The 16,716-nt window shown below is 69.5% G+C and carries 12 protein-coding genes and 1 pseudogene; 9 read left to right on the forward strand and 4 right to left on the reverse strand.

Annotated features, from left to right (window positions below):
- Positions 1-162: 162 nt before the first annotated feature.
- Positions 163-501, reverse strand: coding sequence for a P-II family nitrogen regulator (locus AC07NX_RS24165; RefSeq protein WP_007665036.1), 339 nt, complete (start codon positions 499-501; stop codon positions 163-165).
- Between the two features lie 321 nt (positions 502-822).
- Between AC07NX_RS24165 and AC07NX_RS24170 the strand changes: the two genes are divergently transcribed.
- The 5 genes and pseudogenes from AC07NX_RS24170 to AC07NX_RS24190 all read left to right on the forward strand — a co-directional run.
- Positions 823-1,173: a DMT family protein gene (locus AC07NX_RS24170; RefSeq protein ID WP_132086433.1), complete on the forward strand. Its 351-nt coding sequence runs from the start codon at positions 823-825 to the stop codon at positions 1,171-1,173.
- 85 nt (positions 1,174-1,258) lie between these two features.
- The gene (locus AC07NX_RS24175; protein ID WP_494645392.1) at positions 1,259-1,657 is read left to right on the forward strand and encodes a hypothetical protein; all 399 of its coding nucleotides are present in this window, start codon (positions 1,259-1,261) and stop codon (positions 1,655-1,657) included.
- 84 nt (positions 1,658-1,741) lie between these two features.
- A complete protein-coding gene (locus AC07NX_RS24180; protein WP_494645430.1) occupies positions 1,742-2,641 on the forward strand; it encodes a glycine--tRNA ligase subunit alpha in 900 nt (299 codons plus the stop codon).
- 6 nt (positions 2,642-2,647) lie between these two features.
- Positions 2,648-4,741: a glycine--tRNA ligase subunit beta gene (gene glyS / locus AC07NX_RS24185; protein ID WP_494645393.1), complete on the forward strand. Its 2,094-nt coding sequence runs from the start codon at positions 2,648-2,650 to the stop codon at positions 4,739-4,741.
- A 109-nt stretch (positions 4,742-4,850) separates the two neighbouring features.
- Positions 4,851-4,925: pseudogene (locus AC07NX_RS24190) on the forward strand (hypothetical protein); the annotation flags it as partial.
- Positions 4,926-4,984: 59 nt separating this feature from the next.
- Here the strand turns inward: AC07NX_RS24190 and AC07NX_RS24195 are convergent.
- Positions 4,985-6,613, reverse strand: coding sequence for a sensor histidine kinase (locus AC07NX_RS24195; RefSeq protein ID WP_494645395.1), 1,629 nt, complete (start codon positions 6,611-6,613; stop codon positions 4,985-4,987).
- A gap of 485 nt (positions 6,614-7,098) precedes the next feature.
- Between AC07NX_RS24195 and ppdK the strand changes: the two genes are divergently transcribed.
- Positions 7,099-9,786: a pyruvate, phosphate dikinase gene (gene ppdK / locus AC07NX_RS24200; RefSeq protein WP_494645396.1), complete on the forward strand. Its 2,688-nt coding sequence runs from the start codon at positions 7,099-7,101 to the stop codon at positions 9,784-9,786.
- A gap of 156 nt (positions 9,787-9,942) precedes the next feature.
- Positions 9,943-10,419, forward strand: coding sequence for a GlcG/HbpS family heme-binding protein (locus tag AC07NX_RS24205; RefSeq protein WP_494645397.1), 477 nt, complete (start codon positions 9,943-9,945; stop codon positions 10,417-10,419).
- Between the two features lie 22 nt (positions 10,420-10,441).
- Here AC07NX_RS24205 and AC07NX_RS24210 read toward each other — a convergent pair whose 3' ends face one another.
- Positions 10,442-11,782: an Hsp70 family protein gene (locus AC07NX_RS24210; RefSeq protein WP_494645398.1), complete on the reverse strand. Its 1,341-nt coding sequence runs from the start codon at positions 11,780-11,782 to the stop codon at positions 10,442-10,444.
- Positions 11,783-12,015: 233 nt separating this feature from the next.
- Here AC07NX_RS24210 and AC07NX_RS24215 point away from each other — a divergent pair, with 233 nt between their 5' ends.
- Together AC07NX_RS24215 and AC07NX_RS24220 are read left to right on the forward strand one after the other, a co-directional pair.
- The gene (locus AC07NX_RS24215) at positions 12,016-13,845 is read left to right on the forward strand and encodes a methyl-accepting chemotaxis protein (RefSeq protein ID WP_494645399.1); all 1,830 of its coding nucleotides are present in this window, start codon (positions 12,016-12,018) and stop codon (positions 13,843-13,845) included.
- Positions 13,846-14,030: 185 nt separating this feature from the next.
- Positions 14,031-15,209 (forward strand): BaiN/RdsA family NAD(P)/FAD-dependent oxidoreductase, encoded by a 1,179-nt coding sequence (locus AC07NX_RS24220; RefSeq protein ID WP_494645401.1) that lies wholly within the window; start codon positions 14,031-14,033, stop codon positions 15,207-15,209.
- A gap of 143 nt (positions 15,210-15,352) precedes the next feature.
- On the opposite strand, the gene AC07NX_RS24225 is transcribed toward AC07NX_RS24220, so the two are convergent.
- On the reverse strand, positions 15,353-16,630 hold the full coding sequence (locus AC07NX_RS24225; RefSeq protein ID WP_494645402.1) for a Xaa-Pro dipeptidase: 1,278 nt from the start codon (positions 16,628-16,630) through the stop codon (positions 15,353-15,355).
- Between the last annotated feature and the right edge of the window lie 86 nt (positions 16,631-16,716).

The following is a 16,716-nucleotide window of genomic DNA, read 5'->3' on the forward strand; positions in this document are numbered from 1 at the left end:
GGCCGGCGTGGCCGCGGCCGGAGCGGCGGCGGCGGGCGCGGCCGTGTCCTGGGCGAAGGCGACGGCGCCCAGCGGGGCTCCCGCCAAGGTCGCGGCGAGCATCAGCCCGGCCAGCGGCTTAAAGTGCAGTCTCATCGTTGGTATCCCCTTTTCCCCGACGAATTACAAAGCGGCCGGGCCGGTTTCGCCGGTCCGGATGCGAACGGCTTCCTCGACATTGAGGACGAAGATCTTGCCGTCGCCGATCTTGCCCGTGGCCGCCGCGGCCTTGACCGCCTCGACCGCCTTGGCCGCCGACGCGTCGTCGACAACGGCTTCCAGCTTCACCTTCGGCACGAAGTTCACTTGGTACTCGGCGCCCCGATAGATCTCGGTCTGCCCCTTCTGACGGCCGTAGCCCTTGACCTCGGACACCGTCAGGCCTTCGACGCCCGCGGCGACGAGCGCCTCGCGGACCTCGTCGAGCTTGAAGGGTTTGACGATCGCTATGATCAGTTTCATCCGCCTTGCTCCGACCCGCCGACTGAGCGGGCTCCCCTTAGAATTGGTTTTAGAGCGCGTTGCTCACTCGCACCGCGACACAGGCTCATGAGTCCGCATCGTTTCCCCGGCGGCTTCACGCTATCGGTCGCGCTTCCGACATGGCTGTCACGCGGTAGGGAATTGGAAACGAAAGGGACGCGGCGCCTAGAATTTGCGCATCAGTGGTCTTGAATGCTTGGAAATGCGGCATTATGCCGTTCGAAAGGTGGGCTGGCCCCGCTTGTCGCCAAGCGCATACACTCGCGGGCCCTGTGTCCCGTCCTGGAGTCTCCGCCGTCCATGCCTTCCGTCTGGTTGAAGATCGCGCCCTGGTGCCTGCTGATCGCGTCGAACGTCTTCATGACCTTCGCCTGGTACGGCCACTTGAAGAACCGCGCGACGACGATGCTGGTGGCGATCTTCACCAGCTGGCTGATCGCCTTGCCCGAATACTTGCTGGCCGTGCCCGCCAACCGCCTGGGCCACAATGTCTACACGACCGCCCAGCTGAAGACCGGGCAGGAGGCGATCACCCTGGTGGTGTTTACGCTGTTCTCGGTGTTCTACCTGGGCGAGGCGATCAGCTGGAAGACCCTGGTCGGGTTCGGCTTCATCTTCGTGGGCGTGGCGATCGTGATGTTCTTCAAGTAATTGCGTTCACGACCCCGTGATCCGCGCAACGGAGTCCAAGGTCGAAGCGCTGTTGTGGCTGCATTCCTCGATAAGGATCAGCCCCATGCTTGTGCGTATCGCTACCGCCGCCGCCGCCCTCGCGCTGCTGTCCGGCGCGGCCATGGCCCAATCGACGGCGCCCCAGGCCGCGCCCGAGACCGGGGCGTCGGTGAACCCGGATCCGACCGCCGCCGCGCCGGCCGACCAGACCCTGCCCGCCGACCCGTCCGCGGCCACCACGACGCCGATCGACCCGACCACCTCGATGGCGGCCCCGACCGGCACGGCGACCGACACCGCCGGCCGCGTCTCGTCGATGCCGGCCGAACAGCAGGCGGGCCTCAAGGCCGGTGATCCCAACGTGGTCTCCAATCCGCCGGTCGCCGACACCCCGGAAAACCGCAAGCTCTACGGCGCGCCGCTGTCGCACGCCGGCAAGCGCACCGCCGCCAAGGGCAACTAAGCCGTTCCAGCGGTCCAACATTGCTTGAAGCGCCAGTCGGCGGGCCCTATGGTCCGCCGACTTTTTTCTGGCCCTGTTCGGACCCTGATGCCTTCCAAGCCCAAGTCGTTCCAAGACCTGATCCTGACGCTCCATAACTATTGGAGCGCCCAGGGCTGCGTGATCCTGCAGCCGCACGACGTGGAGGTGGGGGCGGGGACCCTGCACCCGGCCACGGTGCTGCGGGCCCTGGGGCCCAAGCCCTGGAACGCGGCCTATGTCCAGCCCTCGCGCCGTCCCGGCGACGGCCGCTATGGCGAGAATCCCAACCGCCTGCAGCACTACTACCAGTACCAAGTGATCCTGAAGCCGAACCCGCCGAACATGCAGGACCTCTATCTGGGGTCGCTGGAAGCCATCGGCCTGGACCTGCGCACCCACGACATCCGCTTCGTCGAGGACGACTGGGAGAACCCCACGGTCGGCGCCTGGGGCCTGGGCTGGGAGGTCTGGTGCGACGGCATGGAGGTCAGCCAGTACACCTATTTCCAGCAGGTGGGCGGCCTGGACGTCTCGCCGGTGGCCGGTGAGCTGACCTACGGCCTGGAGCGCCTGGCCATGTACGTGTTCGGCGTCGACAACGTGTACGACCTGCCGTTCAACGATCCCGACGCGCCCCTGGGGCGGCTGACCTATGGCGACGTGTTCCTGGAGAACGAGCGCCAGCAGTCGGAAGCCAACTTCCACGGCTATGACGTGGCCGTGCTCAAGCGCCAGTTCGAGGACATGGAGCAGCAGGTGCCGCTGATGCTGGCCCGTTCCTACCAGGGAAAGGCCCTGGTCCTGCCCGCCTACGACATGGTCCTCAAGGCCAGCCACCTGTTCAACCTGATGAACGCCCGCGGCGCGATCGCCGTCGCCGAGCGCGCCAGCTACATCGGCCGCATCCGCGACCTGTGCAAGCTGTGCGCCAGCGCCTGGGTCGAGCAGCAGGAAGCCGCGTAAGTCACCATGCCCCAACTGCTTCTCGAACTGTTCTCCGAAGAGATCCCCGCCCGCATGCAGGCCGGCGCCGCGCGCGACCTGGAGCGCATGGCGCGCGAGCACCTGGCCGCCGCCGGCTTCCTGCCCGAGGCCCTGAAGACCTTCGCCGGCCCGCGCCGCCTGACCCTGGTGGTCGAGGGCCTGCCGATCGCCCAGGCCGACCGCAAGGAAGAGCTGAAGGGCCCGCGCGTCGGCGCCCCGCCGCAAGCCCTGGAGGGCTTCCTGCGCAAGGCGGGCCTGACCCAGGATCAGCTGGTCGAGCGCGACGGCGTCTGGATGGCCTTCCTCGAGAAGACCGGCCGTCCTACCCCCGAGATCGTCGCCGAGATGGTCGAGGCCATCGTCCGCGGCTTCCCGTGGCCCAAGTCGATGACCTGGGGGACGAGCAAGCTGCGCTGGGTGCGGCCGCTGAAGCGTATCCTCTGCGTGTTCGACCGCGAGGTCGTGCCGTTCGCCATCGAGGGGATCGAGAGCGGCGACGTCACCGAGGGCCACCGCTTCATGCGCGTCGGCCATGGCTGGGGCGGCCAGCCGTTCAAGGCGCGCGACTTCGACGAATACGAAAAGGGCCTGGCCGACCACTTCGTGGTGCTGGACGTCGAGGAGCGCAAGCAGCGCATCCTTGAGGGCTGCAAGACCCTGTGCTTCGCGCGCAACCTGGAACTGGTCGAGGACATCGGCCTGCTCGAGGAAGTCGCCGGCCTGGCCGAATGGCCGACCCCGGTGCTGGGCGACATGGACCCGGCCTTCCTGGACCTGCCCGGCGAGGTGATCCGCACCTCGATGCGCACCCACCAGAAGTATTTCGCGGTCCGCGACCCGGCCACCGGGGGCCTGGCTCCGCACTTCATCACCATCGCCAACGTCCAGTCGGCCGACGGCGGCAAGGTGATCGCGCAGGGCAACGCCAAGGTGCTGAGCTCGCGCCTGTCTGACGCCCGGTTCTTCTGGGACGAGGACGTCAAGGTCGGGTTCGAGCCATGGCTTGAAAAGCTGAACGGCGTGACCTTCCACGCCGAGCTGGGCACGATGGCGCAGCGGGTCGAGCGCATCGTCGCCCTGGCCGGCGAGATCGCGCCCCTGGTCGGCGCCGATGTCGCCAAGGCCAAGGAGGCCGCGCGCCTGGCCAAGGCGGACCTGGCCTCGCAGATGGTCGGCGAGTTCCCGGAACTGCAGGGCCTGATGGGCGGCTACTACGCCCGCGCCGCCGGGATGGACCCGCAGATCGCCGACGCCATCCGCGACCACTATAAGCCGCAGGGCCCTTCCGACGCCGTCCCGACCGCGCCGCTGAGCGTGGCCGTGGCGCTGGCGGACAAGCTGGACACGCTGGTCGGCTTCTTCGCCATCGACGAGAAGCCGACGGGTTCGAAGGATCCTTATGCGCTTAGGCGGGCGGCGCTGGGGGTGATCAGGATTCTCTTGGAGAGCAACAAGCCTTTTGCGCTGACAAATGTCCTAGCGTTTGCCGCGATGTGTCACAGCGAGATGCCGCCAAGCTATCCGCTCTCGAATGAAGCTGCTCTGACTGGAGGAAGCCTTCCTGATCTTGTGCCGTTCTTCGCCGACCGCCTGAAGGTCACCCTCAAGGACCAGGGCAGGCGCCACGACCTCGTCGACGCCGTGTTCGCCCTGGGCGACGACGACCTCGTTCGCATCGTCGCGCGGGTCGAGGCGCTGGACGGGTTTCTCAAGACCGACGACGGCAAGAACCTGCTGGCCGGCTACAAGCGCGCTTCCAACATCCTCAAGGCCGAGGAGAAGAAGGGCTGGAAGGGCGAGGGCGGCCGCGAGATCCTGCCCGACGCCTCGGCCCCGGAAGTGCAGCTGCACGACGCCCTTCGGATGATCGAAAAGCCGCTGGCCGACGCCCTCAAGGCCGAGGACTTCACCGCCGCCATGCGCGAACTGGCCGGCCTGCGCGGCCCGGTCGACGCCTTCCTGGACGGGGTGTTCGTCAATTCGGAAGTTCCGGCCGAACGCGACAACCGCCTCAAGACCCTGGCCGCCGTCCGCGACGCCATGGGCCAGGTGGCCGACTTCTCGCTGATCGGCGGGTAGGGGCCGGGGACAGGCGCATGCGCTTGGTCTCGTTCGCTACCGACGGGCTCGACAGGCGTTGAATCTACAAGTTGTCATCCCGGCCGAAGGTCCGCGTAGCGGGCCGTAGAGCCGGGACCCAGGGGCCACCGCGCTGCGCCGGCCCCTGGGTCCCGGACAGCCTCTGCGAGGCTTCCGGGATGACAACGATCTTGGAGCGTCGATTTCGCCCGAAAATTCTCGTCGCTCAGGGAAGTTCCGCCCCTAACCCACCACCCTCAGCGCCGGCCGCTCGGACCTCGCCCGGCGCAGGGGGACGTCGAAGTGGAAGGTCGAGCCCGCGCCGGGCGTGCTGTCGACCCCGATCACGCCGCCCATCAGGGTGACCACCTCGTGGCTGATCGCCAGGCCCAGGCCCGAGCCCTCGTGGGCGCGGGTCAGCGAGCTGTCGACCTGCGAGAAGATCTTGAACAGGCGCGGGCGATCCTCCGGCGCGATGCCGACGCCGGTGTCGCGCACCTCGAACCTCAGGCCGGTCTCGGACGCCCGCGCCTCGATGCGGACCGAGCCGTGGTGGGTGAACTTGACGGCGTTGGCGACCAGGTTGCCCAGCACCTGCCGCAGGCGGATCGGATCGCCGATCCAGGCGCCGTCGCAGTCCGGCGCCACCTCGAAGGCCAGGGCGATCCCCTTGTTGGCGGCCGCGCCCGAGAACAGGGCGCAGGTCGATTCCACCAGGGCCGGCAGGTCGAAGGGCTCGGCGCGCAGGCGGACCCCGCCGCCCTCCAGCCGGGCCATGTCGAGGATGTCGTTGAGCAGGGCCAGCAGCGCCTGGCCGGAGTGGTTGATCACGTCCAGGCGGACGCGCTGGCGATCGGGCAGCTGGTCGGCCTGCATGACCTGGGTCATGCCCAGCACCCCGTTCAGCGGGGTGCGAATCTCGTGGCTCATATTGGCCAGGAACTGGGTTTTGGCGGCGTTGGCGGCCTCGGCCTCCTCCTTGGCCGCGATCAGGGCGCCACGGCTGGCGGCCAGCTTGTTCAGGGCGTCGGTGACCCGCCGGAACAGGACCAGGGCGGCGATCAGCAGCGCGGCGAAGACCAGGGCGATCCACGGCGCGCCGGCCTTGAGCAGCGACATGCCCGGATCCCGCGCCGGCCAGGAGAACCCGCCGATCGGGCGGCCCCGGATGTCGCGCAGCGGCACGCTGTGATCGCTGGACCGGCTTTCGGCGACCAGGGCCAGGCCCTCTATGCCCAGGTCGTTCTGCAGGCCGCGGGTATAGGTGGTGCTGATCCGCCGCGCGGTCACCGCCACCGAAAGCGGGGTTCCCCGCCGGGCCGTCGCGAGCTCGGCGGTCTCGGCGATCACGTCGGAGGCCACCACCAGGTAGAGTTCGTCGCCCGAGCGCACCAGGCCCGCGTCGGTGGTCGCGCCCTTCAGGCTGAAGCGCCTGGCGTCGTGGGCGATCTTGGCCTTGGCGGCGACCTGGGCCACCAGCGGCGCGGTGTCGCCGGGCAGGGCGCCCAGGGCGTCGGCCGTCACCCGCGCCCCCGCCAGCGACGCATAGACCACCCGGCCGTCGCGGACGACGAAGGACAGGTCGTGCTGGAAATACTGGTGGTAATATTCGCCGAAATTGACGTCGGCCCAGGCCATGTCGACCGGCGGACCCATGGCCTTGGCGGCGTCGTCCCAGACCGTCGCCGAGGTCAGTTCGCGGGTCATGCGCTGCAGGTCGCGCTGGATCGTCCGCTGCACCAGCTCACGCTCGTCCTGGCTCTCCAGGCGGTCCAGCGAGCGGGCGGCGAACAGCATCAGGGCGATGCTGCCCAGCACCGAGACGGCGACCAGGACGATGGTCGCGCCCACGATCCAGTGCAGGGATCTCACGCCGCGAGTCACGGAGGAGGGGTTGAGCCACGTCATGTCGCACTGCTAGCGCATTCCCGGCGGTGGTGGCGGCGACGGTCGCGCGGCTTTTGGCCGCAGCGATGCTTCAGCTCGCCCGACGCAGGTCCGGGCGCGTCGATCGGAGACCGCGGCGCCAGGACGGCGATCGACCTGTTCGGGGGCGCGCAACCCAGCTTCACCATGGCGAGGTGAAGCCCGTGTCGCCGGTCCCAAGACTCGGGGCGGTCTTCGTTCGTTTCGCGGCTCGCGCAAATCTCGATCAGGACAACGTTGTCATTGGAAGAATTTGCCGAAATTTCGCTTTAGACTGCGAACTGCAAACCGTCGGTGGACGGCTTCTTTGACAAGGTGCTACTGAACGCCCGGATATTGCAGTGCGGGATGGGCGTTAAGCTCGTTGTCCCAGGCCAGGACGGTTCCACCAGAGAACCGCCGGCTTTTCACTATCGCAGGGTGAACAAGATATGCCGGTTGATACGCTGACCAAGACGCAGTGGGTCTATTCGTTCGGGGGAGGCGGCGCCGACGGCGACGCCAAGATGAAGAACCTGCTGGGGGGCAAGGGCGCCAATCTCGCCGAGATGTCGTCCCTGGGCCTGCCGGTGCCGCCGGGCTTCACGGTGACCACCGAGGCCTGCGTCCACTATTACGCCAACGGCAAGCAGTACCCGGCCGAGCTGGCCGACCAGGTCAATGCCGGGCTGGCGACGGTCGAGCAACTGACCGGCAAGAGCTTCGGCGACGTGGCCAATCCGCTGCTGGTCTCGGTGCGCTCGGGCGCTCGGGCCTCGATGCCGGGCATGATGGACACCGTCCTGAACCTGGGCCTCAACGACGAGACCGTCGAGGGCCTGGCCCAGCTGTCGGGCGATCGCCGCTTCGCCTATGACAGCTATCGTCGCTTCATCCAGATGTACTCGAACGTCGTGCTCGACCTGGAGCACCACATGTTCGAGGAGATCCTCGACGACCACAAGGACCGGCTGGACGTCACGGTCGACACGGCCCTGACGGCCGACGACTGGGCCGCGGTGATCAAGGACTACAAGGCTGCCGTGCGCGACGCGCTGGGCAAGCCGTTCCCGCAGGACGCCCAGGAGCAGTTGTGGGGCGCGGTCGGCGCGGTGTTCGCCAGCTGGATGAACGACCGGGCCAAGTTCTATCGCCGCATGCATGACATCCCCGAGGCCTGGGGCACCGCCGTCAACATCCAGTCGATGGTGTTCGGCAACATGGGCGAGACCTCGGCCACGGGCGTCGCCTTCACCCGCAATCCCAGCAACGGCGACGGCCGCCTCTACGGCGAGTTCCTGATCAACGCCCAGGGCGAGGACGTGGTGGCGGGCATCCGCACGCCGCAGTCCCTGACCAAGGCGGCCCGCGAGGAGATGGGCGATTCCGCTCCCTCGATGGAAGAGGCCATGCCCGAGGTGTTCGGCCAGTTCAAGACCGTGGTCGAGACGCTGGAACGCCACTACCGCGACATGCAGGACATCGAGTTCACGGTCGAGCAGGGCAAGCTCTACATGCTGCAGACCCGCAGCGGCAAACGCACGGCCAAGGCCGCCCTGAAGATCGCCGTCGACATGGCGGCCGAGGGCGTGATCAGCCGCGAGGAGGCCATCGGCCGCGTCGAGCCGGCCTCGCTGGACCAGCTGCTGCACCCGACCATCGACCCGACCGCCCACCGCGAGCTGATCGCCAAGGGCCTGCCGGCCTCGCCCGGCGCGGCCACCGGCAAGATCGTGTTCGACAGCGACGCGGCCGAGAAGGCCGCCGCCGCCGGCGAGGCCGTGATCCTGGTGCGCGAGGAGACCTCGCCCGAGGACATCCACGGCATGCACGCAGCGCGGGGCATCATCACCGCCCGGGGCGGCATGACCAGCCACGCCGCCGTCGTGGCGCGGGGCATGGGCCGGGCCTGCGTCAGCGGCGCCGGCGACGTGGCCATCTTCCCCAAGGAAGGCCTGTTCCGGGTGCGCGGCCGCGAGTTCAAGGCCGGCGAGACCATCACCATCGACGGCTCGACCGGCGAGATCCTGGTCGGTTCGCCCAAGATGATCGAGCCCGAGCTGACCGGCGACTTCGCCACCCTGATGGCGTGGGCCGATGCGGCCCGCCGCATGAAGGTCCGCGCCAACGCCGAGACCCCGCTGGACGCCAAGACCGCCCGGCAGTTCGGCGCCGAGGGCATCGGCCTGTGCCGCACCGAGCACATGTTCTTCGACGACACCCGGATCGCCGCCGTGCGCGAGATGATCCTGGCCGACGACGAGGCCGGCCGCCGCGCCGCCCTGGCCAAGATCGCGCCGTTCCAGAAGGCCGACTTCGTCGAGCTGTTCACGATCATGGAAGGCCTGCCGGTCACCATCCGCCTGCTCGATCCGCCGCTGCACGAGTTCCTGCCGCACACCGAGGAAGACGTGGCGGCCGTCGCCGAGGCCACGGGCCTGGACGCCGAGAAGCTGATGCGCCGGGCCAAGGAGCTGCACGAGACCAACCCGATGCTCGGCCACCGCGGCTGCCGCCTGGGCGTGTCCTATCCCGAGATCTACGAGATGCAGGTGCGGGCGATCCTCGAGGCCGCCTGCGACATCGCCAAGTCCGGCAAGGCCGCGCCGATCCCCGAGATCATGCATCCGCTGGTCGCCAAGGGCGAGGAGATGAAGTACCTGCGCGACCTGACCGACCGCACCGCCAAGGCCGTGCTGGAAGAGCAGGGCGTGGACCTTCGGTACACGGTCGGCACCATGATCGAACTGCCGCGGGCCGCCCTGCGGGCCGGCGACCTGGCCGCCAACGCCGAGTTCTTCAGCTTCGGCACCAACGACCTGACCCAGACGACGTTCGGCATCAGCCGCGACGACGCCGGCAAGTTCCTGGGCGCCTATATCGACAAGGGCATCTTCGACAAGGACCCCTTCGTCAGCCTCGACCAGGAAGGCGTCGGCGACCTGATCCGCATCGCCGCCGAGCGCGGCCGCGCGGCCCGTCCCGACGTCAAGCTGGGCATCTGCGGCGAGCACGGCGGTGATCCCGCCTCGATCGGCTTCTGCGAAGGCGTCGGCCTGGACTATGTGTCCTGCTCGCCCTACCGCGTGCCGATCGCCCGCCTCGCGGCGGCCCAGGCGGCGCTGGCGAACAAGGGCTGAGGTCCCTTCTCGTTGTCATCCCGGAAGCCTCGCAGAGGCTGTCCGGGACCCAGGGGACTGGGCGTACGCGCAGACCCCTTGGCCGATCGGTCCGCGCACGCTACTGCAAGCTCGGCTTGGGTCCCGGCGTTCGTCGGGCCGAGCGGAGGCGGTGACATGCGGATCCTGATCCTGGCGGCCTCCATGGCGGCGATCCCGATGGCGGCTTTCGCCCAGACCGCGCCCGCCCTGGACCTGCCGCTGTCCATCGACCTGGCCCGGGCCGCCGTCGAGGCCTGCGCCGCCAGGGGCGCGCCCGTGAGCGTCGCCGTGGTCGACGACAAGGGCAATCCGCTGGTCGTGCTGCGCGCCCCCGCCAGCCCCAAGCCGCCGGTCGCCGCCCCGCGCAAGGCCGCCACCGCCGTCCAGTTCGACGCGCCGGGCAGCGCGATGGAGCCGCGCGAGAAGACCGATCCGGCCTTCGCCGCCCTGATCAAGGCCGAACCCGAACGACTGAACCCGCACGGCGGGTCGCTGCCGCTGCACAGGGGCGGCCGGCTGGTGGGCGGCCTGGCCGTGGCCGACACCTCGCACCAAACCGCCGACGCCTGCGCCCGCGCGGCCCTGGCCAGGTTCGCCGGCCAGCTGAATTGAGCCCTGTGGCCGTTCGCCGGCGTCAGGCCGGGCGCTTGGCCGTCTCGCTCCACAGGTCCAGGTCGGCCTCGCGACCGATCAGGGCCAGGCCCGAGGCGATCGACTCGAACTCGCCGCCGCTTTCGATCTTCGCCGCCCCGAAGCGGCGCAGGAAGATCTCGCGCACGGCCGGCACGAACGAGCTGCCGCCGGTCAGGAACACGCGGTCGACGCCGTCCGGACCCTGGCCCGCGCGCTCCAGCGCCTGGTCCACCGCCGTCTCGATCGCCTTCAGCTCCGGCGCGATCCAGCCTTCGAAGTCGGTGCGCCGGACGGTCTTCTCGATCAGCACCGAGCCGGCCGCAAAGCGGAACGTCGCCTCGTCCTGGCTCGACAGGGCCTCCTTCAGGGACGAAACGGCGCGGTAGAGGGCGTAGCCGTGATTGTCGTCCAGCACCTCGATCAGCCGGCGGATCTTTTCCGGCTCCAGGGCGGTGCGCTCCAGGGCGCGGATGTCGCGCATGTCCTTGGAGGCCCGCAGCAGGGCCAGCTGGTCCCAGCGGGCGAAGGCGGTGTAGTAGCGCTGGGGGATCGGCAGGCGGTTGTCGAACGCCTTGTAGAGGCTGCCCTTGCCCAGCTCGGGCGACACCAGCTGGTCGATGATCCGATAGTCGAAGGCGTCGCCGGCCACGCCGACGCCCGACCGGGCCAGGGCCGTGGAGCGCAGCTTGCCGGCGTCTCTCTCGAACCGCACGATCGAGAAGTCGCTGGTGCCGCCGCCGAAGTCGGCCACCAGCACGGTGGCGTCCTGCGTCAGCTGGCGGGCGAAGAAGAACGCCGCGCCGACGGGCTCGTAGGCGTAGCGGATGTCGGTGAAGCCCAGCCGCCGGAAGCTGGCCTCGTAGCGCGACAGGGCCAGGGCTTCGTCGGGATTGCCGCCGGCGAAGGTGACGGGCCGGCCGACGATCACGCGCGGCGGCAGGGCTTCCATCGCCGCGCCGCCATGAGCCTTCAGCCTCAGCAGGAAGCCCGACAGCAGGTCCTCGAACAGGTAGCGCCTGTTGAGGATCTTGGTCTCGGTGAAGGCGGCGCTGGCGGCGAAGGTCTTGAACGACTGGATGAAACGGGTCTCCAGCGGATCCTCGACATAGGCCTCGATCGCCCAGGGGCCGGCCTCGGTCACCAGTTCGTTCGGCCGGCCGTTGGCGCCCATCACGGCGTGGAAGCTCAGCGCCGAGCGAAAGGCGAAGATGTCGCCATCCGCGGTCGGGAACCTGACGAGCGTGGCGGGGCCGTCGCCATGGGTCATCGAGACCACGGTGTTGGTCGTGCCGAAATCTATGCCGATCGTCGGGCCGATCGTCGTTTGCGGAACGGACGTCATGGAAGCGCCTGGGCGGGAGGAGGGCAGGGTTCCTAACCCTCCTGGCGGCGACGTCAAGCGCGGCGGCGGTTTTCGCGCCGTCGGGAGTGGAAAGCCGCGGCGCATCGCGGCGGACCGCCGTCCCGAGGCGGCTGTTCCCGCCCCGTTAACGCGTCTTTCACGCACCCCGGCAAACATCTTCGCAAGTAAAATCGAGCCGCGTCTCCCAGCGGAAAGGCTCGACGGGGGAAGCCATGGGACTCGACGACCTCAGGATCTCGACCAAGGTGCTGCTGCCGGCCGCGATCCTGGCCGTGGCCGTGCTCGGGTGCACGGGCATGGGGGTCTGGCAGCAGAAGAGCCTGCAGGACGCCACCCGGATCCTGGTCGAGCATCGCTCGCCGGCCGAGGTGCAGTCGGCCCGCTTCAGCCGTCGCCTCAGCATGATGGGCCACGCCGCCCACCGCGTGGTCACCTACGAGGGGACCTCGGAGGCGGCCCGCTCGGCGTCCAAGGATCTCGACAAGGTCTATGGCGAGGGCAAGGACAGCCTGGACAAGATGGTCAAGGCCGACCCGTCCATCGGGCCGACGGCCGAGGGCTTCCGCCAGCGCATCGACGCCCTCTACGCCGACGGGCGGGCCGCCGCCGACCTGGGCCTGGCCAATGACGACGCCGGCGCCATCGCCCGTCTCTCGACCCTGGATCCGGCCATCGAGAGCCTGTCCAAGGACGCCAAGGCCTGGGGCGACGGCTACCACGTCGAGACCGACGCCCTGGTCGCCCACGCCAACAGGAAGGCCAATCGCGGGGCCCTGACCACCATGCTGCTGGGCCTGGTCGCCGCGATCGGCGGCATGGGCTTCGCCCTCTGGATCGGCGCGACCAAGATCTCGCGACCGGTGGCCTCGCTGTCCAGGACCATGACCACCCTGGCCCAGGGCGACCTGGACGTGGCGGTGGACGGCGCGGGACGCAAGGACGAGGTGGGGCTGATGGCTCGCGCCGTCCAGGTGTTCAAGGACAACGCCGCGGCCCTGCGGACCTCAGAGGCCGAGCAGCAGCGGATCACCGCCGCGGGCGAGGCCGAGCGCCTCCGCAACGAGGCCGCCAGCCAGGGCGCGGCCCGGGACCAAGCCTTCGTCATGGAGCGCATCGCGGCCGGCCTGGCCCGGCTGTCGCGCGGCGACCTGACCGTGCGCGTCGTCGACCCGTTCCCCGAGGGCTACGGCCAGCTGCGCACCGACTTCAACGGCGCCATGGACCACCTGGACCAGGCGATGGGCCAGATCCTGACCGCGGTCGGCGGCATCGGCCGCAGTTCCGACGAGATCACCGCCGCCGCCGACAATACCGCCCGCCGCAGCGAGCTGCAGGCCGCCAGCCTGGAAGAGACCGCCGCCGCCCTGGACGAGATCACCGCCACCGTCCGCCGCGCCTCCCAGGGCGCCAACGACGCCGCCCGCGTGGTCGGCTCGACCCGCGGGGACGCCGAGCGCTCGGGCGAGGTCGTGCGCGGCGCCGTGGCGGCCATGACCGGCATCGAGCAATCCTCCCAGCAGATCGGCCAGATCATCGGGGTGATCGACGAGATCGCCTTTCAGACCAATCTGCTGGCCCTGAACGCCGGGGTGGAGGCCGCCCGGGCCGGCGATGCCGGCCGCGGTTTCGCGGTCGTGGCCCAGGAAGTCCGGGCCCTGGCCCAGCGCTCGGCCGAGGCGGCCAAGGAGATCAAGACCCTGATCTCCACCTCGGCCGGACAGGTCGGCCAGGGCGTCAAGCTGGTCGGCCAGACCGGCGAGGCCCTGGAGGGCATCGTGTTCAAGGTGGGCGAGATCGACGCCCTGGTGAAGGAGCTGGCCGCCTCGGCCGCCGAGCAGGCCACAGGCCTCAACGAGGTCAACGCCGCGGTCAACCAGATGGACCAGGGCGTGCAGCAGAACGCGGCCATGATCGAGCAGGCCACGGCGGTCAGCCACGCCCTGAAGACCGAGATCGGCGGTCTGGTGCGGATGATGGGCCGCTTCCAGGTCACCGGCGGCTACGCCAGGGCGGGCTCCGCGCCGATGCGCCGGGCCGGCTGATGTTCGTCCGGCGCCTGGCCAGGGTTCGCTGGATCGCGATCGCGATCTGGTGCGCCCTGGTCCTGCTGCTGATCGGCATCGGGGTGTTCGTGCTGAACGCGCCGAGGCCGGGGTGATCGTCCGCCCGCATTGACTTCCCGGCCGCCCTCCTGTCGATACGCCGCTCAACAGCGAGGGCCTGGGCCTTGGAAGATTTCGACGTCGTGGTGCTGGGCGCCGGCGCGGCCGGGATGATGTGCGCCATCGAGGCGGGCAAGCGCGGCCGCAGGGTGCTGGTCATCGACCACGCCAAGGCCCCCGGCGAGAAGATTCGCATCAGCGGCGGCGGGCGTTGCAACTTCACCAACGTCAACACGGCCCCGGCCAACTTCCTGTCGGCCAATCCGAAGTTCTGCGTTTCGGCCCTGCGCCGCTATCGACCGGCCGACTTCATCGCCCTGATCCAGCGCCACGGCATCGCCTTCCACGAAAAGACCCTGGGCCAGCTGTTCTGCGACGGCTCGGCCCGGCAGGTGATCGAGATGCTGCTGGCCGAGATGGACAAGGCCGGGGCGACCTTGCGCCTGGAGACGCAGGTGAAGGGCGTGGCCCGCGACGGGGAGGGCTGGCGCGTCAGCCTTTCCAACGGTCCCGTGACCTGCCGTTCGGTCGTGGTCGCCACCGGCGGCAAGTCGATCCCCAAGATGGGCGCGACCGGCCTGGGCTACGAGATCGCCCAGCAGTTCGGTCTGAACATCGTCGAGACCCGTCCCGCGCTGGTGCCCCTGACCTTCGAGGTCAAGACCCTGGAGCGCCTGGTCCCGCTGTCGGGCGTGGCCCTGGACGCGGTGGTCTCCAGCGGCAAGACGAAATTCGCCGAGGCGATGCTGTTCACCCATCGCGGCCTGTCGGGGCCGGCGATCCTGCAGATCTCGTCCTACTGCCGCGAGGGCGGCGAGATCAGCGTGAACATGGCGCCGGGCGTCGACGTCTTCCAGGCCCTGCGGGCCGCCCGGACGGCCACGCCGAAGCGGGCGCTGTCGACGGTGCTGGGCGAGATGCTGCCCAAGCGCCTGGCCCAGCTGATCGCCGAGGACGCCGGCGCCTACGGCAACATGGCCGACTGCTCGGACGTACTGCTGCGCGGCGTGGCCGCGACGGTCAACGCCTGGACGTTCAAGCCGGTGGGGTCGGAGGGCTACCGGACGGCCGAAGTGACGCTGGGCGGGGTCGACACCGACGGCCTGGACTCGCGGACCCTGGAGGCCAAGGCGGCGCCGGGCCTTTATTTCATCGGCGAGGTGGTGGACGTCACCGGCTGGCTGGGTGGCTACAACTTCCAGTGGGCCTGGGCGTCGGGCTGGTGCGCGGGGCAGGCGGTCTAGGCCGCTAGCCCCCTCCGGCCCTTCGGGCCACCTCCCCCAGAGGGGGAGGATCTGCGCCATGATAGATGCTCCCCCTCTGGGGGAGCTGTCGGCGAAGCCGACTGAGGGGGTCTTCCCGCGGGTCAGGATAAGGGCCGCCGGTATCAGTCCCGGACCACCACCCCGCCCTTCATCACCGCCGCCACATGCTCCAGCACCGACACGTCGGCGATCGCGTCGCCGTCGACGGCGATCAGGTCGGCGTAGCGGCCGGGGGCGACGGCGCCGACGTCGGTCTTCCTCATCAGCTCGGCCGCCACGGTGGTCGCCGACTGGATGGCCTGCATCGGGGTCATGCCGTAGCGGACCATGTAGCTCATCTGCCGGGCGTTGAGGCCGTGGGGATAGACCCCGGCGTCGGTGCCGTAGGCGATCTTCACCCCCGCCTTGACCGCCTTGCGGAAGCCTTCGCGCTGGGCCTCGGTCGTTTCGTAATTCTTGCGCAGGGTCTGCGCCGGCCAGCCGTGGGCCTTGCCGTAGGCGTCGATCCAGTCGCCGTCATAGATGTCGGCCACCAGGAACACGCCCCGGGCCTTCATCATGGCGATGGCCTCGTCGTCCATCAGCGAGCCGTGCTCGATCGAGCGCACGCCGGCCCGCATGGCCGACTTCATGCCCTCGGCCCCGTGGGCGTGGGCGGTGGCGTAGGTCCCGCGCCGGGCCGCCTCCTCGACGGCGGCCCGCATCTCGTCCTCGGTCAGCTCCTGCTGGCCCGGCTCGGTGCCGACGGTCAGGACCGCGCCGGTGGCGATCAGCTTCAGGAAGTCGGCGTGGTGGGCCAGGATGTTGGCCGCCTTGCGATGGGCGTCGGCGGCGTCCTGCACCACCCCGGCCCGCATCTCGTCGGGCAGCTTGACGTCGCCCGCCACGCCGGTGATCTCGCCGCCGCCGCCGGGGATGGTGACATAGGCGCCGGCCACCGACATCCGCGGCCCGGGCACCAGGCCGGCGTTGATCGCGTCGCGCAGGGCCACGTCGCCGAACGCCCGCCAGGTCCCGACGTCGCGCACGCTGGTGAAGCCGGCCTCCAGGGTCACGCGGGCGTGGGCGGCGCCGATATAGGCCTGGTAGGCGGCGGTGGTCAGCAGCGGCTCGGCGACGTTCTCGGTCTGCTCCTGGTCGACCAGGTGGGTGTGCATGTCGATCAGGCCCGGCAGCACCATGCGAGCCGACCAGTCGATGACCTTGCCGTCGGTCGGGGCGGCCTTCCACGGCGCGACCGCGACGATCCGCTCGCCGTCGATGGTGATCATCTGGTCGGCCAGGACCTGGCCCCGCAGGGTGTCGACCAGCTTGCCGGCGTGGACGTAGACGGGGGCGGCCTGGGTCGCGAGCGGCGCGAACGCCAGGGTGGCGGTGATGAGGGCCGTGCGCAATGTCATGCGTGATCTCTCTCTTGATCCGCTCATCCCGGCGAATGCCGGGACCCAGATCCCATGGCCGTGTGGCTGATTGGAGGGGCTCTGAG

This window comes from Caulobacter sp. GW821-FHT09A05, from assembly GCF_059418465.1.